The sequence below is a fragment of the Paenibacillus plantiphilus genome (assembly GCF_927798095.1).
GTDB classification, from domain to species: Bacteria; Bacillota; Bacilli; order Paenibacillales; family Paenibacillaceae; genus Paenibacillus_Z; species Paenibacillus_Z plantiphilus.
In genome coordinates, this window is the sequence record NZ_CAKMMF010000004.1 from 37,791 (window position 1) to 61,048 (window position 23,258).

At 54.6% G+C, this 23,258-nt stretch carries 18 protein-coding genes; 2 read left to right on the plus strand and 16 right to left on the minus strand.

What is annotated here, in order from left to right; translation table 11 throughout:
- Window positions 1-2: 2 nt before the first annotated feature.
- Genes sbnA through L6H65_RS04160 form a run of 4 tightly spaced genes read right to left on the minus strand, consistent with a single transcriptional unit; the run spans window position 3 to window position 6,045 of the window.
- Window positions 3-989: a 2,3-diaminopropionate biosynthesis protein SbnA gene (gene sbnA / locus L6H65_RS04145; protein WP_236339174.1), complete on the minus strand. Its 987-nt coding sequence runs from the start codon at window positions 987-989 to the stop codon at window positions 3-5.
- The gene (locus L6H65_RS04150) at window positions 964-2,901 is read right to left on the minus strand and encodes an IucA/IucC family protein (protein WP_236339176.1); all 1,938 of its coding nucleotides are present in this window, start codon (window positions 2,899-2,901) and stop codon (window positions 964-966) included. The genes sbnA and L6H65_RS04150 overlap by 26 nt, the downstream gene beginning before the upstream one ends.
- The gene (locus L6H65_RS04155) at window positions 2,876-4,690 is read right to left on the minus strand and encodes an IucA/IucC family protein (RefSeq protein ID WP_236339177.1); all 1,815 of its coding nucleotides are present in this window, start codon (window positions 4,688-4,690) and stop codon (window positions 2,876-2,878) included. Before L6H65_RS04155 ends, L6H65_RS04150 begins: the two co-directional genes overlap by 26 nt.
- A gap of 14 nt (window positions 4,691-4,704) precedes the next feature.
- Window positions 4,705-6,045: an LLM class flavin-dependent oxidoreductase gene (locus tag L6H65_RS04160; protein ID WP_236339178.1), complete on the minus strand. Its 1,341-nt coding sequence runs from the start codon at window positions 6,043-6,045 to the stop codon at window positions 4,705-4,707.
- Window positions 6,046-6,347: 302 nt separating this feature from the next.
- Here L6H65_RS04160 and L6H65_RS04165 point away from each other — a divergent pair, with 302 nt between their 5' ends.
- A complete protein-coding gene (locus tag L6H65_RS04165; RefSeq protein WP_236339179.1) occupies window positions 6,348-7,952 on the plus strand; it encodes a helix-turn-helix domain-containing protein in 1,605 nt (534 codons plus the stop codon).
- Window positions 7,953-8,069: 117 nt separating this feature from the next.
- Here the strand turns inward: L6H65_RS04165 and L6H65_RS04170 are convergent, their stop codons facing one another.
- The 10 genes from L6H65_RS04170 to L6H65_RS04210 all read right to left on the minus strand — a co-directional run bounded on the left by L6H65_RS04170 (window position 8,070) and on the right by L6H65_RS04210 (window position 18,531).
- Window positions 8,070-8,270: a copper ion binding protein gene (locus L6H65_RS04170; protein ID WP_236339180.1), complete on the minus strand. Its 201-nt coding sequence runs from the start codon at window positions 8,268-8,270 to the stop codon at window positions 8,070-8,072.
- Between the two features lie 17 nt (window positions 8,271-8,287).
- Entirely contained in the window at window positions 8,288-8,638 is a 351-nt protein-coding gene (locus L6H65_RS04175) for a metal-sensitive transcriptional regulator (RefSeq protein WP_236339181.1), read from the minus strand.
- Window positions 8,639-8,775: 137 nt separating this feature from the next.
- The gene (locus L6H65_RS04180) at window positions 8,776-10,092 is read right to left on the minus strand and encodes a deoxyguanosinetriphosphate triphosphohydrolase family protein (protein WP_236339182.1); all 1,317 of its coding nucleotides are present in this window, start codon (window positions 10,090-10,092) and stop codon (window positions 8,776-8,778) included.
- Between the two features lie 37 nt (window positions 10,093-10,129).
- Entirely contained in the window at window positions 10,130-11,197 is a 1,068-nt protein-coding gene (add, locus tag L6H65_RS04185; protein ID WP_236339183.1) for an adenosine deaminase, read from the minus strand.
- A gap of 254 nt (window positions 11,198-11,451) precedes the next feature.
- The gene (gene odhB, locus L6H65_RS04190; RefSeq protein ID WP_236339184.1) at window positions 11,452-12,792 is read right to left on the minus strand and encodes a 2-oxoglutarate dehydrogenase complex dihydrolipoyllysine-residue succinyltransferase; all 1,341 of its coding nucleotides are present in this window, start codon (window positions 12,790-12,792) and stop codon (window positions 11,452-11,454) included.
- A gap of 16 nt (window positions 12,793-12,808) precedes the next feature.
- Window positions 12,809-15,712, minus strand: a complete 2,904-nt coding sequence (locus tag L6H65_RS04195; protein WP_236339185.1) for a 2-oxoglutarate dehydrogenase E1 component — start codon at window positions 15,710-15,712, stop codon at window positions 12,809-12,811.
- Between the two features lie 302 nt (window positions 15,713-16,014).
- Window positions 16,015-16,383 carry an ArsR/SmtB family transcription factor gene (locus L6H65_RS04200; protein WP_236339186.1) on the minus strand — a complete coding sequence of 123 codons (369 nt, stop codon included), beginning with the start codon at window positions 16,381-16,383 and terminating at the stop codon, window positions 16,015-16,017.
- 171 nt (window positions 16,384-16,554) lie between these two features.
- Window positions 16,555-16,686, minus strand: a complete 132-nt coding sequence (locus L6H65_RS26535) for a hypothetical protein (RefSeq protein WP_290370303.1) — start codon at window positions 16,684-16,686, stop codon at window positions 16,555-16,557.
- Window positions 16,687-16,699: 13 nt separating this feature from the next.
- Window positions 16,700-17,683: a carbon-nitrogen hydrolase family protein gene (locus L6H65_RS04205; protein WP_236339187.1), complete on the minus strand. Its 984-nt coding sequence runs from the start codon at window positions 17,681-17,683 to the stop codon at window positions 16,700-16,702.
- Window positions 17,684-17,712: 29 nt separating this feature from the next.
- Window positions 17,713-18,531, minus strand: coding sequence for a uroporphyrinogen-III synthase (locus L6H65_RS04210; RefSeq protein ID WP_236339188.1), 819 nt, complete (start codon window positions 18,529-18,531; stop codon window positions 17,713-17,715).
- 419 nt (window positions 18,532-18,950) lie between these two features.
- Between L6H65_RS04210 and pdxR the strand changes: the two genes are divergently transcribed.
- A complete protein-coding gene (gene pdxR, locus L6H65_RS04215) occupies window positions 18,951-20,381 on the plus strand; it encodes a MocR-like pyridoxine biosynthesis transcription factor PdxR (RefSeq protein ID WP_236339189.1) in 1,431 nt (476 codons plus the stop codon).
- Between the two features lie 73 nt (window positions 20,382-20,454).
- Here pdxR and L6H65_RS04220 read toward each other — a convergent pair whose 3' ends face one another.
- A complete protein-coding gene (locus L6H65_RS04220; protein ID WP_236339190.1) occupies window positions 20,455-22,404 on the minus strand; it encodes an ATP-binding cassette domain-containing protein in 1,950 nt (649 codons plus the stop codon).
- Window positions 22,395-23,240 (minus strand): ATP-binding cassette domain-containing protein, encoded by an 846-nt coding sequence (locus tag L6H65_RS04225; RefSeq protein WP_236339191.1) that lies wholly within the window; start codon window positions 23,238-23,240, stop codon window positions 22,395-22,397. The genes L6H65_RS04220 and L6H65_RS04225 overlap by 10 nt, the downstream gene beginning before the upstream one ends.
- Window positions 23,241-23,258: the final 18 nt, after the last annotated feature.

A 23,258-nucleotide genomic window follows, 5' to 3' on the forward strand; every position in this document is an offset into this window, starting at 1 on the left:
CTTCACGCCTTAAGCTGCTGGACCCAGCTCTGGTCATATACACTATCCATATAACGATCGCCCCTGTCAGGCAGTACAGTTACAATCGTCGCTGGCCTTGCTATATTGGCGACCAGCTTGTGGATCGCCGCAATAATCGAGCCCGAGGAGCCCCCGCCGAATATTCCCTCCGCATGCAGCAGCTGATGGCAGCCATCCACCGATTCCCGGTCGCGCACATAGATCACCTCATCGATCTCCTCCCGATTCAGCAGCTCGGGGACACGGCTTGCTCCAATGCCCGGTATTTCCCTTGCTCCTGCCCTGCCGCCAAAAATAACCGAGCCCGCAGCATCCACCGCAATGATTTTTACCCTTGGATACCGCTCGCGCAGCCGTCTCGACAAGCCCATAATGCTTCCAGTCGTGCTCACCGCACAGACAAGATAGTCGACAGGAGCCGGCATCTGGCACACAATCTCTTCTCCGGCTCCATAATAATGAGCCTTCCAGTTCATCTCATTAGCGTATTGATTGATCCAATAGCCGTTGGGATCAGCCTGCAGCATTTCAGCCACCCGTTTAATGCGCGTGTGCAGGTACCCGCCCTGCGCATCCTGCTCTGTCACCATCTCGATCTCTGCGCCGTAGAGCCTGATCATCTCCAGATTCGTTCTCGTAATTTTAGGATCGACGACACAGGTCAATTTCAAGCCCTTAATTTTGGCTACCATCGCAAGCCCAACGCCCAAATTGCCCGATGTGCTCTCAATCAAATGCGAGTCCTTGCCGATTATCCCCTGCTCCAGTCCCTGCTCGATCATGTATCGGGCGGGACGATCCTTCATGCTGCCTCCGGGATTCATCATTTCGAGCTTGGCGTAGACATTGACTCCAGCTGTCGAGAACAGCCTGCTCAAATGAACGAGCGGCGTTCCGCCTATGCATTGGATGATCGAACTGGCCGAAGCGTCCAGAGCCGCCTCAGATTGCAACGGTTCCACTTTCATTGCCTGCACCGCCTTCTTTACTTTTATTGAAGACAAATAACGGGTTCGGAACAAAATGATCGCTCGCCGCATGTTCGCCGTACAGCCTCCGTGTCGCCAGCCGTCCCACAGCAACAAATTCCGCGAACAAATCATATTGCCCCAACGAATCATCCGCAGCCGTATTGAATGACGATTCATATTCATGAATGACCGCTGCCGCCAGCCGCCAGAAGGCTGTCTCGTCGAATCCATAATGGGCCTCCAGAAACAGCGCCAGCTCCGCGCAATTGATATGAAAGAAAGCATCGACGAAAAAATCCCTTGCTTGCGTCATCCCCTCTGCCAGACAGGAACGAAGAAACCCTTTCTCCAGTCGGGACTGACTGCTCCCGCAGCTATGCGATCCCCTGTCCGCACAGCTTTGTCCGCCGCCATTGGATACGCTGCTTTGTTCCGCATCATTGGATTCGCTGCGGACACTCGCCGGACCGCTGCATATTTGCAGCCCTCCCGGCAAATCCTTGATCGCCAGACGCGCTGGCCGGCCTTGACGGTGAATAAGCAGCAGGTTCTGCGCATGCGCCTCCATCGCAATGCCATGCGCGAATAACAGATGAATGAGCGGACGGATGCTGACCTGCAGCAGCTCCTTCACCCATTCTTCCAGCCCATACTGCCGCACCCATCCATCGATTGCCGGACGGCCATTGATATCGAGATGGCAGAGCAGGGTGAACGGCACAGCCTGCTCCTCCCCGACAAGCCGCTTATGAATGCTTTCGCGCCATATCGCGCCCAGAGCGCCAGCCGCCTCCTTCCGAATCGGTGGAAGCAGACAGTCATAGCGGAACGAAAGTCCGACGATTTCCTTCAGCACAATCAGCCCCAGCTCCTCATTCAAATAAGGATCGTCGTCAACGATGCGCGCCAGCCAATCTGACAGCTGTGGAGCGCTCGCCGTATGATGGGGCCGAATGATGCGCAGCGCCGAGGTGTTGATGATCGAGAGCGACAGCTTGACATTGGCTTTAGCCTTGTCTGTTCTGTTCGACAGCGTGCGGATCGACTGCTGTGCCGTATAGTCGTCCTCGTCTTCACCAACCGGTACTACCTGGCCGCTGCGAATGAAGCGGAACAGCAGAGCCGCGCCCCTCTCTCTCCATTGCCATGGATGGAGCGGCATATAGACATAATGCTCAGGCGCATGTCCCTCAGCGCGCAGCAGCCCGTTAAACCTCTGCAGCGTCTCCGCTCCCAGTTCCTCTCCGATCCATGTGTCATACTCGACAGAGCCGGATACAGCCAGCTCCACAAGCTCCTTGCGGACAGCTATCCAGAGCAGCTTGAAGCGCTGCTTGAACTCTGGGCCATAGGCCGCATGATCGGAGAGATCGAACCCTATCCGCGATTTGTAGCAGGGATGATAAGGATGGCCGCCGCTGATCTCGCCTTCCAGCTCCTCATATTCCGCCTCTGCTGGCAAAAGCAGCTCTTGTCCGCGAGGAGCCATCGCATCCTTGAGAAGCGTCTGCATGATTTCGCGGATAAAGCCGCCAAGCTGCTCCGGGCGTTCCGAGTGTTCCGGGCTTGCCGGGCTATCCGCCATCGCCCCGTAAACCTCATCGAGAAATCGCGCTGGGTCATCCGCTTCCCGACTCTGTTTCCCCTGAATTCTGCGCACTGGCTCCGGGGACAGCCGAATCCGTCCGAAGCTCAGCTTGCGTCGTCCTTCGCATACATAACGCACCTCCTGCCCCGCTTCATCTCTCCCGCTGATCGTAAACCGCACAGCCCCGGAAGAAAGCGGCACTGCGTCCGCCGCAGTCGCTTCCTCATAGATGAGCGCTTCAAGCAGCTGCCGAAATACTCTTCGCCGCACTTCCACATAGCGGCTGGAGCGTATACTATCCTGCAGATCCAGCATATTCATCCGTTGGCTCGCCTCCTTCTGATCGCGTACGAATGATAGAAAGCACATTCCGTACGTGTTGATCCTCCTGACCGGACCCTCCAAACAGTCTGCGCTTGGCCAGCTGTCCAATCTCGGCTGTTTCATCAAACAAATCGTGCAGCCGGAATTGCTCCGCCAGCTCTGGATGACCGTCGCAATAGCGATCGATGCCGGAAGCGACGAGCTGCCAGAAGGCTCGTTCCTCATAGCCATAGTGCTGCTCCAGAAACAGAGTCAATTCCGTCAGATTTATGAAAAACAGCGCATTATGAAACACATCTCGCACTTCGTGAGGCCGGTCCGTCTCCGGGTACAGGTCGGCATTGGCCCCGGTCGCCTTGTACAGCAGCACACCACCGGAGAAATCCCGCGCCGCCAACCGGCACGGAATGCCGTCACGATGGATCAGCAGCAAATTTTGCGCATGGGCCTCCAGCGCAACGCCATGCGCATACAGCAAATGCAGCAGCGGCTGCAGCGTAACGGACAGCAGCGCGGACAGCCAGACTTCAAGCCCCTCCTTCTGAACCCAGTCATCGATCCACGGACGTCCGTCCGCTCGCAGATGGCATAAGACCGTATATGGCACTGCCTCCTCCCCGGAAGCAAGCTTCTGATGAATGCTTTCCCGCCAGATGACGCCCAGCATCCCTTCGGAATCCTCGCGCAGAGACGGTGTCAACCACCCCGCCTGAACCGAAATGCCGACAATCTCCCGCAGCAGAATTAATGGCCGCTCCTCTCTTAAATAACGGTCGCTCTCAATCATCGCTCTCAGCCGATCCGAAACAATTGGACCGTTGCGTACATGTCTGCCCGAGAGCGTGCGGAGCGACGAAGTATTCACAATGCCAAGCGCCAGCTTGACATTCGCCTTGAACGGATTTGTCCTGTTCGACAGAGTGCGAATTGACTGCTGCGCCGTATACTCATCCTCTCCCTCGCCAAGGAGCACAATCTCCCCGCTGCTGATGCTGCCAAGCATAAGCGCCGCTGCCTGCTTTCGCCATTGCCATGGATGGACCGGCATGTAGAGATACTGCTCAGGCGACTTTCCCTCAGCGCGCAGCCTGTCTGTGAACTGCCTCAGGCTCACAGGACCAAGCTCCTGCCCGATCCAAGTCTCATAATAGGCCAATTCAGATAGCGATACCTGCGCCAGCTCGCGGCGCACCGCTATCCATTGCAGCTTGAACCGTCCTTTGAACTCAGGGCCATAGGCTCCATTATCGTGAAGATTGAAGCCAATCCGCGACTTGTAGCAAGGATGGTACGGATGTCCCTCCGTCACCCCGCCTTCCAGCTCATCGCAATCATCGAGCATTGCTGTCCCTGTATACTGACGCCGCCCATGCTCCGCCATCGCATCCTTGAGCAGCGTCTGCTCGATTTCATCGATGAAGGGAGCAAGCAGAGCGGGCGCTGCCGGCAGCAGTTCAGCCACCTCGCATAAGAACCGGGCAAGATCATCGGCTTCCTGCTCCTCCTCACCAGCCATTCTGCAGACAGGCTTCGCGGACAGCCGAATACGCCCGAAGCTTAGCTTGCGTGCTCCTTCGCACACATAACGGATTCTGCGGCCCATTTCATCCGCTCCATAGATGGTGAACCTCTCCGTTCCATCGGGCAGTCTCTCGTATTCCGGTTGAATGACCTGCTCATAAATAAGCGCCGCGATTAATTGCCGGAACACTCGCCTGCGAACTGCAATATAACGGGTAGAGCCTACGGCGGCAGCTATGCGGGACATCTCCATCTCCAGCTCCATTAGCGTCCACCTCCTCAGAATGCAAGCTGTCCGGCTTTGCTCGCAGGAAATTTTAGGCCGAGATGCTCCCTGAGCGTACGTCCTTCATACTCTGTTCTGAATAGGCCGCGATTCTGCAGCTCTGGAATAACCCTGTTCACGAACAGCTCCAGCCCGCCGGGAAAATAAGGCGGCATGACGTTGAAGCCATCCGCTCCTTTAGCCAGAAACCAGCCCTCCATCTCATCGGCAATTTGCATAGCCGTACCGGCCATCGTAAAATGCCCCCTGCCAGCCGCCGTTCGCAGAATCAGCTGCCGAATCGTCAGCTTCTCCTTCCGCGCCAGCTCGACGTACATTTGATAGCGGGCCTTCTGCCCCTTTATCACACTGACATCGGGCAATTGTGCCAGCGGAACGGGCTCGTCAAGCGGATAAGGGAACAGATCAAATTCAAATAAATTAGACAGCCGGATCAAGCCATATTCGGGTATCGTCAGCGCGTCCAGCTCCGCCTCCTTGTCCCTTGCCTCGGCAAGCGTGTCACCTATTATGGGACTGAAACCCGGCAGCACCTTAAGCTCGTCGGCAGAGCGCCCGTATTTGCTCATTCTCGCTTTCACATCGGCGTAGAAGGAGCGCCCTTCTTCCAACGTATTCTGGGCGGTGAAGATCGCTTCCGCCGTCTGTGCCGCAAATTCCTTGCCGTACTCAGAGGAGCCTGCCTGAATCAGCACCGGATAGCCTTGAGGCGAGCGCGGCAAATTGAGCGGGCCGCGAACAGAAAAATGCTTGCCTTTATAATTGGCAGCGTAGATTTGTCCAGTGTCCGCATAGACACCCGCTGCCTTGTCCAGCACCAGCGCATCCTCCGACCATCCATCCCACAGACCCGTTGCCGTCTCCAGAAATTCTCTAGCTCTGTCATAGCGATCGGAATGGCCCGGGTGATGGGCAATATTGAAATTCAATGCCGATGCATCGCCTGTTGAGGTGACAATATTCCAGCCCGCCCTTCCGCCGCTTATATGATCCAGAGACGAGAATTTTCTAGCCACATGGAACGGCTCATTGTACGTAGTCGAGACCGTTGCGATCAGACCAATCCGTTCCGTTGCGACAGCAAGCGCAGCGAGCAGTGTAAACGGCTCCAGACCGTTGACCACCTTGTGCTTGATCGCTCTTGACAGCGCATACGCATCCGCGACGAATAGCGAGTCCATCTTGCCGCTCTCGGCTATCCGGGCCAGCTTCTGATAATAGCCCACATCAACCGCCGATTCAGGCGCAGCCTCGCTGCAGCGCCATGACGCTTCATGATGGCCGGTATTCAGAATAAACAAATTCAAATGAAGTCTGCTCCTTGCTTGATCCACGAATGAACACCTCTCTTATCGATTTATTCAAGTTTTTCATCCTATACTGCCGGGCTATGCTGCCGGAAATTTGGCTTTTGCCTCCCTTCTTAATTGAGAGTGATTATCAATATCATCTTAGATGCATATCCAATATTTGAACATATTATTTCTTATCCACTTTTATGGAATATTTTCTCCTGCTGCACCTCGACTGTTTTAATTTGACAGTGAGAATCATTATCGTTTATAGTATGGAAAATTGTATGTGACGACTGCGGTTGTTTTCGGAGAAGTAAAAATTTCATATGGGAGGGTTTGTGATGCTTGCAATTCCACCATCGGACGCTCAACATACGGTATTCTTCTATTCCGCGATTCACAAATATACAGGCATGAATGTGATCGCCCCATTTCATCCCGAAACCTATGTATGGTGCATGATGGCGAGTGGCAGCGGATTAATAGCTCTGGATCATCAAACGTTCCAGATGGCCTCTTCCCGTCTCTACTGGCTGACGCCAAGCATATCCGTCTCTATTACCCTCCATTCCGAGGACAGCGAATGCTATCTGATCTTCATGGAACCGCTAATGCTGGCCAAACAAAGAGGCAAGTGGGGAATCGCCAGAAATCTCGCCTTGCCTTCTGTCTTGCAGCCTGGTGAAATTGCGCTGCAGAATACGGGCAAGCTGCTGCTCCATGCAGAGAAGCTCTATGCGGAACAGCTCCATGCAGAGTCGCTTGACTGCCACATTGAGGAATCCGGCCTGCATCTGCAGCATACTTTTCAGCAATTGCACAGCTTCATCATGCAAGATTTATTGGAGCAGCAAAGCAAGGACCCTTCTGCAAAAAAACTGTTCGATCTCTCGATCAAATATATGCACACCCATTTTGATGAAAAAATAACGCTGGAAACGCTGGCCGGCCTGGCCCAGCTCACCCCTACCTCTTATTCCCGCAGCTTCAAGAAGGAGATGGGCATCTCTCCAATTGAATATTTGACCGGTCTCCGCATGAAGCATGCCAAGGAGTCGTTGTTGAAGAACAACTCCACCGTGACCGAGATCGCTGCCGCTGTCGGCTACAGCAATCCGTTTTATTTTAGCCAAACCTTTAAAAAAGCAACGGGCATTTCACCTACCCTGTACCTGAAACGCAAGCAGTTGAAAGTCGCTACCGCCTCCTGCTTCTATTTCACCGACGATCTGATTGCGCTGGGCACGGAGCCGGTAGCAGCCGTTGATTGCTTTCATTATCCGGGCATTGCTCCCGCCGATCATCAGCGGCTGCTGACAGCTAGCCTGAACGAAATCCGTCGCGCGCAGCCCGATCTCATCCTCTGCGACCAGTATCATCTGAGCTTTCTGGAGCAGCTGAAGGGGATTGCTCCCGCCGTTGTGCTCAGGCTGCATGCCGAATGGAGGGACTCCTACAGCAAAATGGCGGAAATCGTCGGTGGCGAGGAGAAGGCCAAGCATGCTCTGGCCCAGTTGGAGTTCAACATCCATGATGCCAGAGAGCAGCTGAGGCACGCGCTCGGCAAAGAAACGCTAACCGTTATGCGTGTCGATCATCGCCTGGTGCGAATTCAAGGAAGGGGCGGCCACCCACTGAACAAGCTGCTCTATGATGAGCTTGGGATCAGCCCCGGGAGCATCGTTCCGCCCGATCAGACAAGTGTTTATTACGAGCCTGAGGCAGTGCCCTCGCTGGAAACCGACCATCTCCTGCTTCAGAAGCATCATCTGCAGGCCGGCAGCGAGAAGGTGTTCTCCCAGCTGCAGCGGGCAAAGCATTGGGACGGCATGCCTGCCATTCAGAAGGACAATATACTTCTTATCTCCAATTGGTTTCTGATGAGCTATTCACCGGCTGGGAGGAAAAGAATTATCGAGAATCTGCTCCATTATACGAGTGGATAAGCGCATTTTATGCTTCAAATGGAATTGTCGTGGTCAATTAGCCCATACAAAAAAAGAGAGGCGCGTCCTCCCTAAGGATTCGCCCTCTCCAATTGTTACCGTTTGAAATATAGCAACCTATCCAACATCATAGCCCTGCTCTTCAATCGCTTCCTTAATGGCTCCCAATGTCAGCTTGCTTTCATCGAACTGTACCGCTACCGTATTCGCTGCCAAATTAACTTTGCCTGCGGCCCCGATTTCCTTAAGGCTGCCCTCCACCGAATTGACACAGTGCTGGCAGGACATGCCGCTCACTTGCAGCGTAACCTCTTTCATAGAAAACCCTCCCTTATTTATTTCATCAGCTTATTAACGGTAATGAGCAATTCATCAATGACTTCCGCCTCGCCCGCTTGAATGCGCTCGATAACACAGCTCTTCATATGGCCCTCCAGCAGAAGCTTGCCTACACTATTCAATGCGGATTGAATGGCCGCAATTTGATTAAGCACATCATCGCAATAGGTATCCCTTTCGATCATTCCTTTAACGCCTCTAATCTGGCCTTCAATCCGGTTTAATCGAGACACCAAATTGCCCTTCATTTTATCCGAATGATGACTCTTGCGCTCGCCCTCCGCTGTGCAGCATTCCTGCTCGCTTCCAGCGGGTACTGACGATCCCGATCCGTTAATCTCTGCCATATCATCACCTCTTCTTCGGCTCAGTATACTATACCCCCTAACGGTATGTAAAGAGGGTAGTTATTCATATTTCCCACATACATAACCACGGGTCAGAGAGCATCCTGCAAGGATTTTCCGTCCAGCGCCCCCTCTATTTAATCGCGCTCATAGATGGAGCCTGTACGTCCGGCGAACAGCTCCGCGTAGACTTTCTCGGCATAGGCGTCGGTCATGCCTGCAATATAATCGGCGACAAGCCTTGGCCATGACCAATTCTCCTTGTGCTGCTCATAGCTCTCCAGCCAATCTGGCGGAATGATGAGCCTTCCGGTCTCATAATGCTTGAAGCTCTCCCACATCCGCGTAATAATAATCTCGCTTCGCTTCTGCAGCCGCAGCACCCGAAAATCTTTTATAAGCGTGACCCAGGCAAGCTTCTTCACAATTTCCATCGTCCGCAGCAGCTCCAGATCCTCCTGCCCGTCCCGCACAAAGGTTACCCGCTTCCAGCCTGTCGCCGGATCGTCGATAATGCCGACCTGATTGGCGAATCTGCTTACCCAGCGCGCCTTCATCTCCCTGCGAGCCCGCGAAGCCTCGCGTTCACACTCGGCATAGATTGTCTCCCATTGCTCCAAATAATGCTCCAGCACTTTGCGAACCATAGTTGCCATATCGACCTGATCCCAGCCTACCGCCGAGTTGCCCTCATCCTCTACAATCTCTTGAATTAAATGCTGGATTAACCGATCATCCTCGAAGAAGCTCCGATTCATCAAAATTTTCCCGGCACGAATGCCATCCTCAATATCATGTGTCGAATAGGCAATGTCATCGCTCAGATCCATCAATTGCGCTTCCAGCGTCGCGCAGCCCTCCGGCATGCCCCAAGTCTGGCGCAGAAATTGAATGCCTTCCCACTCCTTGGGGTACACGCCCTTAAGTCTGCCAGGCTCAGCGAGGCTGAACGGGTATTTGTTAATGCCGAGCAGCACGGCTGCTGTCAGATCGAGCCCGCTCCCGCTTCCCGCCCGTTTCTCCAGAAACATCAGAATACGATAGTTCTGGGCATTGCCTTCGTAGGGCAGACCGTATTCGCTCGTCAGCAGCTCATTGAGCACCTCTTCCCCTTTGTGTCCGAAGGGAGGATGTCCCAAATCATGCGCCAGCGCCGCGCATTCGACCACCTCGGGCTCCATAAAAAGGCCGGGATGCTCCCTCTTCGCCAGAAAGGGATAGGTCTTGCCAAGCCGCCTTGCCAACTCCCGGGCGATCTGGGACACCTCAATCGAATGGGTAAGGCGGGTACGGTAATAATCGCCGGTTCCTGCCCCGAACACCTGCGACTTCCCCTGCATCCGGCGAAATCCCGGGGATTGAATGAGCCGGGCGTAATCCTTCTCATACTCATCCCGATCCTCGCTGGAGAGAATATTCGCAGTGTCGAATAACCGCATCTTGCGCACATTCATTATTATCCCTGCTTCCTGGCTTTGGCTTTACTTCAGCTTATGTCTGGGCATGCTGCACATCAATTCCTAAAGCATGGAAGTCGCGGATGTACGCTTGCTTCAATAATTGCTTCTCTGCGTCAGGCAGGAATGCTGCTTCAACGCCGTTCATGACAATAGCTGCGAGCTCCGAAGCCGTGAAATGAAAGATATCCGCCAGAATCCCGTATTCCTTCGTCAGATTCGTATCCGAAACCGTCATATTGTCGGTATGAATCGTAACGGCAATTCCCTGCTCGTAATAGTGGCGCACCGGATACGACGACCAGCCCGTCACCGCTCTTGTCTGAATATTGCTCATCGGGCACATCTCCAGCGTTATGCCTCGCTCCTTAACAAGCGCCAGAACAGCGGGGTCCTCCCTCAGCGATATGCCATGGCCGATGCGAGTCGCGCCCAGATTCATGATGGCCTCATAAATATTATCCGGTCCTGCCGCCTCGCCGGCATGAATCGTGACAGGCAGCTTTCTTTGCCTCGCGATTTCGAACAATTCCCTGAACGCTGCGGCAGGGAATGCTGCTTCATCCCCTGCAAGATCAACTGCGACCAGACCTTTGCCCAGGAAGCGCGCCGCCGCTTCAATGACCTCGCTGTTAACCGCGAAGGAATGATGCCGCATACATATGGCAATGGCCCTCGCCTTCACACCGTACAGCTGCTCGCCGCGCTTCAGCCCGATTATGACATGAGCGATGGCCTCGTCCAAGGACAGCCCGTTATGGAGATGCAGCTGCGGACCGAACCGAACCTCGACATACTTGCAGTTATGTCCGCTCGCCTGCTCTACAACCTCGCAAGCTGCTTGCTCCAACGCTTCAGCAGTCTGTAGAAACTGAAGGACAAATCCGAATGTGCCTAAATATTGCCTCAGACTCCCGCATTGCCCCTCTTCGACCTGCATAAATGGACGCAGCCCGGCTTCGTCGCCAGCAGGCAGCGGCAAGCCTTGACGGGCAGCCAGCTCCAGCACGGTTGCAGGCTTCACACTGCCATCCAGATGGACATGCAGATCGATCTTAGGCATCTCTTTAATCAGCCTATCGTTTGGTAAACTTCCTGTCATTCATGATCAACTCCTTCATGTTCCTCGCACCTTGCGAGTAGAACTCGACATTGATCGTTTCTGCCGAGATATGTATGTGTTTTGACAGGTACACCAAACGCTTCATGATTAGTTCTATTATAGATGATGGCCGAACACGACTCAATCCAGCAATTAGAGCGCTTAACAAGGATGGATGACGACGCCAATCATTAAAAAAACAGGCTCTGTCCGGTTGCCCGGCCAGTGCCTGCGGTTTGCATTAACAACGATCCTTACCCTTCAAGCAGCAGTGACTCTGGATCCTCCAGCAGCTCCTTCACAACGACAAGGAATCGGACTGCTTCAGAGCCGTCTACAATGCGGTGATCGTAGGAGAGCGCGATATACATCATCGGACGATTGGCCATCGTCGTCTCATCAATTGCAATCGGCCGCAGCTGAATTTTGTGCATGCCGAGAATGCCGACCTGCGGCGTATTCAGAATCGGGGTAGACAGCAGCGACCCGAACACACCGCCATTGGTGATCGTAAACGTACCGCCCTGCAAATCATTCAGCGACAGCGTGTTCGAACGCGCTTTTCCCGCCAGCTCGGCGATCTGTTTCTCGATGCCCGCGAAGCCAAGGCGATCGGCATCCCGAACGACAGGAACGACAAGACCTTCCTTGGCAGATACGGCAATGCCGATATCATAATATTGCTTAACGAGAATTTCATCGCCCTTAATCTCCGCATTCAGCAGCGGGAATCGCTTGAGCGCACCGACGACCGCCTTCGTGAAGAAGGACATGAAGCCGAGTCCAATATCGTTCTTCTCCTGGAAAGCCTGCTTCCGGCGTTTGCGAACGTCAAGTATGGCGGTCATATCCACCTCGTTAAAGGTTGTCAGCATCGCTGCTGTCCGCTGCGCCTCCACCAAGCGGTTAGCAATCGTAATCCGTCTGCGCGACATCTTGCGGCGCTCTACCGGCTTGCCCCCATCACTTACAGCAACAGCGGATTCGCCCGTCTTGGCGGCCGCTGCCGGCGTCGACTGCTGAGCCTTGGAGCTCTCTGCTCCCTTTTGCTCAGAGTGAGCCTTCACATCCTCTTGGCGAATCCGGCCGATAGGATCTTGGGCCGCTACCTGACCAAGGTCTATGCCGCGCTCTCTCGCCAGCTTGCGGGCTGCAGGAGAAGCCGCATAACCATCTGCTGCCTGACGCGCCTGCTCGCTCGTACGAGAATCGTTTGACGACGCTCCAGCAGATGCCGGCGCTGTTGCCTCTTGAGCAGAAGGCGTTGCTGCCGCTGCTTTATCGGCATCCCCGCTCGCGGCGGGCCTAGCGCCTCCGTCCGTCTCATCAGCCGGCTTGCCCGCTGGCGCTGCGGCGTCACCGCCCGCACCGATGCGGGCAATGGTCTCGCCAATGCCAACAGTCTCGCCCTCCTGACGGAGAATGCCTTCGATAACTCCGTCCTGCTCTGCGCTTATCTCCAGATTCACCTTATCGGTCTCCAGCTCTGCCAGCACATCTCCCGTATGGACACGGTCGCCTTCCCTCACATGCCACTTGGCAATTGTACCCTCGGTGATCGATTCACCCATCTCAGGAACTTTAATCTCACTCATGCCGAATCCTCCTACTTTACTGTTTCGTATTCAACGTGCTGCGGTTCAACGCCACCGATATAATCCGCTGCTGCTCAAAATGATAAATTTCCTGAAATCCGCTTGCCGGGCTCGAACGCTTCGGAAGGCCGACGTATCGCACATCGGATTGCTGAGGAGCGCGCGAACGAATGCGAGGCTCCACATAATTCCATGCACCCATATTTTGCGGCTCTTCCTGAACCCACATAATCTCCTTCAAACCAGTGAAACGGCTAATAATCCGTTCAATATCACCTTTGGGGAAAGGGTACAGCTGCTCGATACGGGCAATATGGAGCCAGCTCCAGTCCGGCTGCTGCTCCCCGTCCGCTCCACCAGGCTCAATGGCGGTAGCCAGATCGATAGCGATCTTGCCGCTGCACAGAATAAGACGCTCCACCTTCTCCGGCTCGCCCCCAAGCTCAGGCTGTTCAAGCACCGGCTGGAATGCCCCTTCACTGAACGCCTCCGGCGCCGAGGCCACCCTTGGATTCCGAATGAGGCTTTTCGGCGACATCAGAATAAGCGGTCTGGCATCCTCTGTATTGAGGATCGACGCTTGCCTGCGAAGCAGGTGAAAGTATTGAGCCGAGGTCGTCAGATTGGCGACCGTCCAGTTGTCTTCTGCCGCAAGCTGGAGGAAACGCTCCAGTCTCGCGCTGGAATGCTCCGGCCCTTGTCCTTCATGACCATGAGGGAGCAGCATGACCAGGCTTGACCTTTGATACCATTTGACACGCCCTGCAGCGATGAATTGATCAATAATAACCTGTGCAACGTTAACAAAGTCCCCATACTGCGCTTCCCAGATGACGAGCGTCTCCGGCGAGAACACATTGTAGCCATATTCGAAGCCAAGCACACCGGCCTCCGACAGCGGGCTGTTATGAATTGCAAAGGAGGCGTTCGCCTGCGGCAGGCGATGCAGCGGGCAGAAGGTATCGCCCGTCTGCGGATCATGCAGCACAAGGTTCCGATGCGCGAAGGTCGCCCGCTCGGAATCCTGACCGCTGAGCCGAATGGGCTTGCCGTCGGCTAGAATTGTAGCGAACGCCAGCGTCTCCGCCAGCCCCCAGTCCACCTTGCCGCCCTCATCAAGCGCGCCCTCGCGCCGCTTCAGAATTCGCTCCAGCTTCTCATATACCTTGAAGCCCTCCGGCCACTTCAGCAGCTCGGCATTGATAGCTTGGAGCTGTTGGAGCGGAACAGAAGTATCAGCCTCCGCATTGCGCCGCTTGCTGCTCATCTCATCGTTGCGCGTGCGGCGGCGCTCCCCGCCATCCTGTTTCACGCCATCAAGCGCAGTCTGCAGCACGGACAGCACCGCTGACTTCATCTCCTGCAGCTTCTCTTCCGTAATGAGCCCTTTGTTCGCCAGCGCATCCGCGTACTTAGCGGCAACGCCGCCATGATTGCGCAGCTTCTGGTACATAAGCGGCTGTGTCGTCTCGGGATCATCCGTCTCGTTATGCCCGTGTCTGCGATGCCCGATAAGATCAATAAGAAAATCCTTATGAAACCGATGGCGGTATTCACATGCCATTCGTATGGCGGCAATACAGGCCTCCGGATCGTCAGCGCTAACGTGGACGATTGGAATTTCATAGCCTTTAGCCAAATCGCTTGCGTAATACGTCGATCTTGAATCACTGCTCTCCGTTGTGAAGCCGATCCGATTGTTCGCGATAATATGAATGGTTCCGCCGTTCTGATAGCCGGACAGCTTTTTAAAGTTCAGCGTCTCCGCGACAATGCCTTCGCCGGCAAAAGCCGCGTCGCCATGAATCAGCACCGCCGCCGCCACCCCGAAGTCCTGCTTCGGATATCCCGGAGCAGAGCGGTCATCCTGTGCGGCGCGGCTGAAGCCTTCGACGACAGGATTGACATATTCAAGATGGCTCGGATTGTTCGCCAGCGTTAGCCGCGTTTCATAAGTCTGGCCTTCCTTGATCGAACGATGCGCCCCAAGATGATATTTCACATCTCCGGTCCAGCCGTAGCTGATGCCAATGGAGCCTTCCGAAGGAATAAGCTCCTTATTGGGCGCATGATGGAACTCGGAGAAAATCGTTGCATATGGCTTGCCCAGAACATGCGCCAGCACATTCAGCCTGCCTCTGTGAGCCATGCCCATCGCGATGTGCTTCGCGCCGTTATGACCGACTTCCCGCACAATTTCGTCGAGCATAGGAACCAGCATATCAATGCCCTCGATAGAGAAGCGCTTCTGCCCGACGAAAGCCCGCTGAAGGAAAAGCTCGAATTGCTCTACCTCAATCAACCGATTAAGAAGGGCGGTCCGCTCCTTCGTGTTTAGCGGCTTGGCGGCCATGCCTGATTCCGCCATGCGGTTGAGCCATCTGCGCTCCTCCTCTTCATGAACATGGCTGAATTCGAAGCCACACGACTGTGTGTAGATTTTTTTCAGCAGCGTTATCGCTTCCCAGCCATTGCTGACGGACGAGGGAGCATCCTCCCATATGAGAGAAGCCGGAATAGACTTCAGGTCATCCTTGCTAATACGGAAGGTTTCCGGCTCAAGAAGCCGGGTATCCGGGCTTCGATTCAATCCCAGCGAATCATTATCTGCAGCCAGGTGGCCATAGGTACGGATATTCCGCACCAGCTTGCCAGCATCCACTACTTTTTTCAAATAAACCGGATTCATCGCTTGATAACTATTCTCACTCGGAATAGCTGCAGCACCGCTGCCCGTTGCCGCTTCGTTGTAATCCGCTCCTGATGGCGGCGGACCCCAACGCTCGAACATGTCGCGGTATCCCGGCTCCACCTCATCGGGATTGCTCATAAATTTCTCATACTGCTCTTGTATGTACCCCAGATTGGGACCATGATATAGCTGCCAGGGCGATTGCCTTTCGCCGTTGTCTGCTGCCATTGCTGTCTACCTCCGCTTAAATGAAATTCATAATCATTCTTCTATTGATTAACCATTATTTCGTGCCTTCATGCCCTCAAGCCTAATTCCGACAAATCCCGACTTCACTGGCCGATTGGACATACAGCGGCAGAGAAGCGGACCATTGCCGCCTCCTCTGCGCTGCATTCCTCTTTTTCCTAACCTTATTGTGCCGTTAAAATGACCGATAATGCACAACCCCGCGGGCGGTCATCCCCCTGTCATGCCGGACAGCACAAAACCGCCCTCATTGCCAAGGCGGTTCTAGTCGCAGAATTCGATTAATCGTGCTTCAAATGCTGCAAGGTTTGTACAAAAATTTGTTCAACATGATCATCGTCGAGCGAGTAATAAACCGTCTTCCCCACTTTGCGGCGTTTGACGATTCTAAGATTGCGCAGCAATCGGAGTTGATGAGAAACAGCAGATTGGCCCATATCCAGCACCTGAGTCAAATCATGTACGCACAGCTCGCTTTGCAGCAGCGTATGAATGATCTTAATGCGAGTCGGGTCGCCGAGCGCCTTGAATAAATCAGCCATATGAACAGCTGCCAATTCACTGATCAGCTTCTCCTGAATAAGCCTCAAATTCGCTTCCGTACCGCTGCAAGTCTCGTCGCATGATTCTTGTATGCGTTTATCTGTCATAGGGCGCCACCAACCAACTTCTATCGTTTCGCAAAATTATACCACATTCAGGCGTAGATATAAAATCGCCGGCCCCCATTCAGCGCCAAGCCACCACAAAAAACAGCCGGGCGGATTCAATACCCTCCGTCCAGTTGTCTGCTGTGCCAGTCCCTGCATCGTGCATGCCGGCTACTTATCAGGTTTCTCCTCATTGTCTTCCCATCTTCTGGAATACGCCTTATTGGTAATCCAGAACGTCGCCCATGATAAAATAATAACGATAATCGCTGCGGCAATCCACACGCCTGCCGGCACCTGCATACCCATCTCCTCCTTAAGCTTCTATCGCGTTCGCAATTGTATATGATTGAAAACGAACGATATCACGCTTCGTCTCGTTGACAATCAGCTGGAATACATCCGGCCGATTGTAGTGGCCCACTACATCGAAGTCGAACCGGCTCCGGGTTACAAGCGACATATCCAGATCAGCGACAAGCATCCCTTCTCCATCATAGAGAGGCTCTCCGATATATTCTCCGAGCGGTCCGACAATCGCGCTGCCGCCTCTGCACAGCACATCGGAATCCTGCTCAATATCGCTATAGCAGTATAAATCCGTCGGGTAGGAAGACTTTGTCACATACTGGTTGCTTGACAATACATAGCATCGGCCCTCACAAGCGATATGCTGCAGCGTCGCCTGCCAGGTGTCTCTGGCGTCTGCAGTCGGCGTGATCAGAATATCGATGCCTTTAGCATACATTGCCGTCCTCGCAAGCGGCATATAGTTCTCCCAGCATATTAAGCCGCCTATGCGGCCGAATGGCGTATCAATGACAGTAAGCGTACTGCCGTCGCCCTGTCCCCACAGCAGCCTTTCGGCCCCTGTAGGCATCAATTTGCGATGCTTGCCGAGCAGCTCGCCTTCCGGCCCCACGTATACAATGGAATTGTACAGCGTCGAGCCGCTGAATTCCTGATCTCTTTCCACGACGCCAATCATCAGGTATAGACCGTACTCCCTCGCAATCTCGCCCAGACGCTCCGTATCCGCTCCTGGAATATCGATTGCGCTCTCCCAGTAGCGCGCCCAATCCCCTCTCCCTTCCGGGGTTCGGCTGCCAACGCGAGCGCCCAGAGAGAGGCCTCTCGGATAGCCGGATATGAATACCTCCGGGAATACGAGCAGCTTGACGCCTTGTCCGCTCGCCTCCTTCGCATAGCTGATAACTTTCTGGAAAGCAGATTCCTTGTCGAATAAGATCGGCGCAGCCTGCACAACCGCGACCCGTACAGCCCCATTAAGCCCCTTCATGAACGGCTCCTCCTCCCCATCTCTTATCTTCACTCTACCGCTTCATAGCAGCGTGAAATCTCGATGATCATCGCACCCATTCGTTCAATGTCGGGAACAACGACCCGCTCCACTCCATATGATCTCAATGCCTCTGCCGTTACCTTGCCGACTGCGGCTGCAAGGACCGGCCCGTTAAACGCGGCCCGCAGCAGTTCCACACTCCCTGTCTCCATTCCATAGCTGAACAGATAACGCACCTGCACCGCTGTCGTGAAGCACACCGCATCCACCGACCCTTCCGCCAATTGGGACAGAATCGCATCCAGCGTCTCTCTCTCCGGCGGAATATGTCTGTACGGCAGCACGGACTGCACCTGTGCGGCTCCTTGCTCGGTCAAGCGCTGCTCCAGCTCGGGGGCCGGCTCACCGTGAAGCTGAATCCATATGCGCTGTCCGGCAAAATCGATAGACTCCAGCTTCTCCATCAGGCTCCCCATCGTCCCGTCGTCATCGCTCACTACCGCCCTAAGATCGATTCGCTTGAGAAAAGCCGTTGTCTTGTAGCCTCTTGCAGCAATGCTCGCCTGTGATAACCGATGCAGAACCTCCTTCTGGATTCCTAGCTTCTCGGAAGCCTTGATCAGGTTATCTGCTCCCAGCCCCGTAGTCAGAATGACCCAATCCGCTCCTTCCCGAGCGAACCGCCGCAAGGGGTCGGCAACCTGAGCCTCTTCAAAAATCGTTAATCCCTGCAGGGAGCGGACAATCGGCGTGCCGCCCTGCTTCTCTATAATGACGCTCATCTCATTCGTTTTTTGCGAGCCGGCAATGACAATTCGTTTGCCTTTCAACGCTTCTGCTCCCATGGCCTGTAAATTCGCTCCTCTGCTGATTGCTGCTATTGCAGCCTTCATGTGTAATATCATAGAACCGCAAATCGGTTTTGTAACCGTCCAATTTCGGAGAGAATGTCCCCTCCACTTCAAATACACGGCGCTTCCGATTATAATTGGAGGGTCTGCAATACTTCCAATTGGATCTTTTCCTTTTACACTTCAATGGTTACCATATTAATTAAAAGATACGATGAATAGGGGCTCTACTTCAAAATCAGCCGTTGACTTTACATGCGAGCACAGCGGAGGGTCGGAGGGATTCTGGAGAAACGATAGTGTTCGCCTTTAAAGCCCGATTTAACAGCGATCGGAAGAACCCTCCAAACCCGCAGCGGCCTTGTTCCTTATACCTCAACCGCCGCTACATCATTCACAAGGAAGTGCGGACAATGTGGAAACCTGATCGTTCAGACAAAAAACCTATCTATCAGCAGATCGTTGATCATATCGAACGAAGCATCTCCTACGCCGAGCTTCCGCCAGGCAGCGCCTTGCCCTCCGAGCGCAAGCTTGCCGAGCAGCTTGGCGTGAATCGCAGCACCGTTATTCAAGCCTATGAGGAATTGCGTGCATCGGGCCTGGTGGAGAGCGTTGTCGGCAGCGGCACACGGGTAAGCCTAACCAAGTGGGGGATTTCGCCCAGCCATACCCCGAATTGGCGGCAGTACACAGAAGGCGGGACATTCCTGCCGAACCTGCCGCTTATGAGGCGCATCCGCGAGGTCACGCAAAATGATGCCTCGATTATCAATATGGCGAGCGGCGAGCTGTCCTCCGATCTGTTCCCGAACACGATCGTGCACCGTTTGCTGCGCGAGCAGCATTTTCAAGAGCATCTTGGTTATGATGATCCGCAGGGCTACAGTCCACTACGAAACTCCTTGGTCGCTTCCTTGAAACAGTACAACGGCATCGATACGACGGAATCCTCTCTTCTCATTACCTCCGGGTCGCAGCAATCGCTCTATCTGATTACCCAATGTCTATTATCCCCAGGAGATGCCGTCGCCATTGAAGATCCGTCCTACTGCTATTCGCTGCCTATGTTCCAGTCAGCAGGGCTGCGTATTTTCCGCCTGCCCGTCCATCAGGATGGGATCGAGCCGGAGGATATTGCCGCCCTGTATCGGCAGCACCGCATCCGTATGGTTTTTCTAAATCCGAACTACCAGAACCCTACGGGCACGATACTAAGTGAAGCAAAGCGAAAGCGTCTGCTCGCGATCGCTGCTGATCTGCGCATTCCTATCGTGGAGGATGATCCGTTCAGCCTCACTTCCTTCAGCGGCGCAGTTCCTCCGTCACTGAAAGCAATGGATACCGACGGTATCGTCCTGTATATCGGCTCCCTCTCCAAAATCGCCGCCTCCGGCCTGCGAATCGGATGGATGATAGCCCCCCAATCAGTAATTGGCCGCTTGTCTGACGCAAGACAGCAGATGGACTTCGGGCTCAGCATCGTATCCCAATGGGTTGCAGAACGGCTGCTCGCCTCCGAAAGCTTTGAAGACCATATACATCAATTGCGGCATGCTCTGGATGGGAAGCAAAGAATAATGGTTCAATCATTGAAAGATATGCTCGGGGACAAAGTAACCTTCTGTCAGCCTCAGGGCGGCCTGAATTTGTGGTGCAAAATCAATCAGCCGGTGGACGACAGCAAGCTGCTGGAAGAGTCTATTAAGAGAGGCGTTGTATTCGTGCCTGGGAGCGTATACGGCTCTGAGCCCGGCTATATCCGCTTCAGCTATGCCAAGCCCGGGCTCAATGACATTCCCGCCGGAGTGGCTGCTTTCAGCCGGGCTCTCGAAAATATTTAACAGCAGGAGGGGCTGTTCCAAATATGTTTGGACAGCCCCTCCTGCTTCTTCTCCGTCAAAGCCTGCATACATACTACAGCGCCCACATATACAGCACGGCAAACAGCAGAACCCCTGCCGCAATACAGATCCATTCCCGCCTCGTCCAAGGCAGCCGCGCCATTCCTTCCCTTCGCAGGCGCTTCAACTGGTAGCCCCTTGCTTCGAGCGTCAGCGACAGGTCCTCCGCATATTTCATCATGGAGAGCAGGAATGGAATAAGGAACACCGGAATTTCCCGCAGGCGCAAGGACCCCTTCTTCGCCTGTGATTTGCCGCGTGCCTGAACGATAATGAGCATGCGATCCATCTCCTGAAGCAGCCTTGGCAGGAACCTCATGAGCAGCGTAGCGGCAAAGGCAAAGGGTGCGACCGGGATGCCGAAGCGTTCCAGAAATGATAGAGCCTGCTCCAGCGCCATCTGCATCCGCTTTGCTCCAGTCGTCACTGCGAGCAGAATGCCTAGCAGCATGACAAAAAGAAATCGGACCAGCAGCTCAAAGGTCTTGCTCGCAGGCGCAGTGGAGAAATAGATTCGTTCGGGCAGCCATGAATCCGAGGCAAAAATAATCGTAATTCCAGAAACAACCGTAGAAATCACAATAAAATATAGAAAGGGCTTGGCAGGCCTCAGCAAGCTCCGATACGCCACGCCTGAGAGGATGATGAGACTCCCTGTGAGGAGCGCCGATACGCCAATTCCAGCCCAGCTATGCTGCATGAGAATAGCGGCTGTTAGCAGCACATAAACAATCCACTTCGCACTAGGATGCAGCTGCTGCAGCAATTGCGCTGCTGCCCCCATCCTTGCTGCTCCAGCTTGCTTGGCCTCGCTAGTACCGGCTGCTAGAATTGACGCTTCAGGAGGCGATTCCGCTGCATGCTCTTCACCCGATGTCGCCGTTCTGTGCTCCGTCGCATAATCTCCACTGGGCACCGCAGTCCCGCTCTCCGCCGCATAATCCCCACCGAATGCTCCCGTCCCGCTCTCCGCCTTACGAACTCCATCGAATGCTGCAGTTTTCGGGTTCGCTGTTCCGTGGCTTTCCCTCTCCCTCGGGCCCAATATCCTGTCGGCCATCGCCTCAGCGGTCAAGGGAACGTCTTCTGTCCCCTCGATTCCCATCCCCGTTCCAGCCTCGCGCAGTTGGGCCATCAGTTGAAGCGCTGAAGGAAGCCCGATCTCTGTCTCCAGCCACAGCTCGGGCCTTGCCAGCAGCTCTTGAGGAGTTCCTGCTGCCGCGAGCGCACCGTTATGCAGAATAAGGACACGGTCCGCAAGCGGTAGGAACGTGTCCAGATCATGACTGACTACGATTACACCGCCGTCAGCAGCTTCCTTCTGCTGCTTCAGGCAGCGAAGCAGCGGCCCCACTCCCTGCGGGTCGATTCCTGCGGTAGGCTCGTCCAGCAGGAGCCACGTTGGTCTGGTCGCCAAAGTAGTCGCGAGCGCGACCTTCCTCTTCTGTCCATCGGACAAAGTGAGAAAGGACTCCGAAAGGATGTCTGTTGGAAGTCCCATTTGCCTCAATGCGCCATCGATCCGCTCTGCCTGCACTGCCTTGGAGAGGCGATACGGACGGAGGGAATAACGGAATTCCTTCTCGATGCTGTCCGCGAACAACTGCCTCTCAGGGTATTGGAACACGATCCCGATGGAACGATGCAGCAGCGCGTGCAGCCGGTTCCCGTCCTCCCACAACGAATGCGCCCCGTACCTTACAGCTCCACGGCTCAAAGGCATCAGTCCGGCAATCGTCTGCAGCAGCGTCGTCTTGCCCGAGCCCGCAGTTCCCGCAATCAAGGTAATCGTATTGGGCTCGATGCGGCAGCGAATGCTCTGCAGCAAAGGTTTCGCCGCCTGCCCCTTGCCCTGATCCCCGGGATAAACCCATACATCCTCCAGCGCTACGCCCGTTCTATCCGCCGGAGCCTGCTGGCCCGCAGCAGAAGCTGTCGGCAGCGTCTCCCTATTCATTCCCATGCGGACACAGCCTTTCCAAGTTCCTCGATAGAGAAAGGAAGCGGATGAAGCCGCCTGCCCCGTTTCATGAGCTCCAGCGCAAGCTGGACAGCATACGGAGGGCTGAAACCCAAACGCTCGCATGCTGAGCCGACCTCTCCAGACCGCGGATAAAAGAACGTCTCTCTCGATCCGTCGAACACGATTGCGCCAGACTCCAGCGCGACGATCCGCTCGCTTGCCTCCAGCTCGTCCAGCAGCTGCGTAATCCAGACGATGGTCGTGCCCTCAACATGCAAGCTGCGGGCAGCTTGAAGCAGACGCTGACGCGACATCGGGTCCAGCATGGAGGCCGCCTCGTCGAAGATCAGCACTTCAGGCTGTACCGCCAAGCAGCCTGCTGCCTGCAGCAGCTGCTTCTGTCCGCCGGATAGAACGGCTGGGGAAGCATCCGCCAATGCGGTCAGCCCAACCTTGTCCAGCGCATTCATCGCGAGCCCGTGTATCTCCCCGGAAGGGAAGCCGTAATTGTCCAATCCGAAGCGGACATCCTCATAGACGGTCTCACCCATCATCTGCACGTCCGGATTTTGAAATATAATCTGAACAAAGGGCCTATAGCTTGCTCCAGGTTGATTGCTGTATACAACCGTTCCCGTCGTTGCAGGGTACAGCTTTGCCATAAGCTTGGCCAGCGTGCTTTTTCCGCTGCCGTTCGCACCTACAATAGCAAGCCATTGCCCCTTCGGTATATGCATATCCGTCTCCTGCAGCAGCGTTTTAGTTCCGCCTGCTGCAGCTGCTGCATAGGACACCCCTTGCAGGTCTATGGATGAAGCTTTCATCTTGTTTTCCATTTATATTTAACTCTTTCC

Excerpts from the sequence above, each read along its gene's own strand:
- sbnA (WP_236339174.1), bottom strand. The coding sequence starts at position 989 with ATGAAAGTGGAACCGTTGCAATCTGAGGCGGCTCTGGACGCTTCGGCC.
- L6H65_RS04150 (WP_236339176.1), bottom strand. The coding sequence starts at position 2,901 with ATGAATATGCTGGATCTGCAGGATAGTATACGCTCCAGCCGCTATGTG.
- L6H65_RS04155 (WP_236339177.1), bottom strand. The coding sequence starts at position 4,690 with ATGGAGCTGGAGATGGAGATGTCCCGCATAGCTGCCGCCGTAGGCTCT.
- L6H65_RS04165 (WP_236339179.1), top strand. The coding sequence starts at position 6,348 with ATGCTTGCAATTCCACCATCGGACGCTCAACATACGGTATTCTTCTAT.
- L6H65_RS04170 (WP_236339180.1), bottom strand. The coding sequence starts at position 8,270 with ATGAAAGAGGTTACGCTGCAAGTGAGCGGCATGTCCTGCCAGCACTGT.
- L6H65_RS04175 (WP_236339181.1), bottom strand. The coding sequence starts at position 8,638 with ATGGCAGAGATTAACGGATCGGGATCGTCAGTACCCGCTGGAAGCGAG.
- L6H65_RS04180 (WP_236339182.1), bottom strand. The coding sequence starts at position 10,092 with ATGAATGTGCGCAAGATGCGGTTATTCGACACTGCGAATATTCTCTCC.
- add (WP_236339183.1), bottom strand. The coding sequence starts at position 11,197 with ATGACAGGAAGTTTACCAAACGATAGGCTGATTAAAGAGATGCCTAAG.
- odhB (WP_236339184.1), bottom strand. The coding sequence starts at position 12,792 with ATGAGTGAGATTAAAGTTCCTGAGATGGGTGAATCGATCACCGAGGGT.
- L6H65_RS04195 (WP_236339185.1), bottom strand. The coding sequence starts at position 15,712 with ATGGCAGCAGACAACGGCGAAAGGCAATCGCCCTGGCAGCTATATCAT.
- L6H65_RS04200 (WP_236339186.1), bottom strand. The coding sequence starts at position 16,383 with ATGACAGATAAACGCATACAAGAATCATGCGACGAGACTTGCAGCGGT.
- L6H65_RS26535 (WP_290370303.1), bottom strand. The coding sequence starts at position 16,686 with ATGCAGGTGCCGGCAGGCGTGTGGATTGCCGCAGCGATTATCGTTATT.
- L6H65_RS04205 (WP_236339187.1), bottom strand. The coding sequence starts at position 17,683 with ATGAAGGGGCTTAATGGGGCTGTACGGGTCGCGGTTGTGCAGGCTGCG.
- L6H65_RS04210 (WP_236339188.1), bottom strand. The coding sequence starts at position 18,531 with ATGGGAGCAGAAGCGTTGAAAGGCAAACGAATTGTCATTGCCGGCTCG.
- pdxR (WP_236339189.1), top strand. The coding sequence starts at position 18,951 with ATGTGGAAACCTGATCGTTCAGACAAAAAACCTATCTATCAGCAGATC.
- L6H65_RS04220 (WP_236339190.1), bottom strand. The coding sequence starts at position 22,404 with ATGGGAATGAATAGGGAGACGCTGCCGACAGCTTCTGCTGCGGGCCAG.
- L6H65_RS04225 (WP_236339191.1), bottom strand. The coding sequence starts at position 23,240 with ATGGAAAACAAGATGAAAGCTTCATCCATAGACCTGCAAGGGGTGTCC.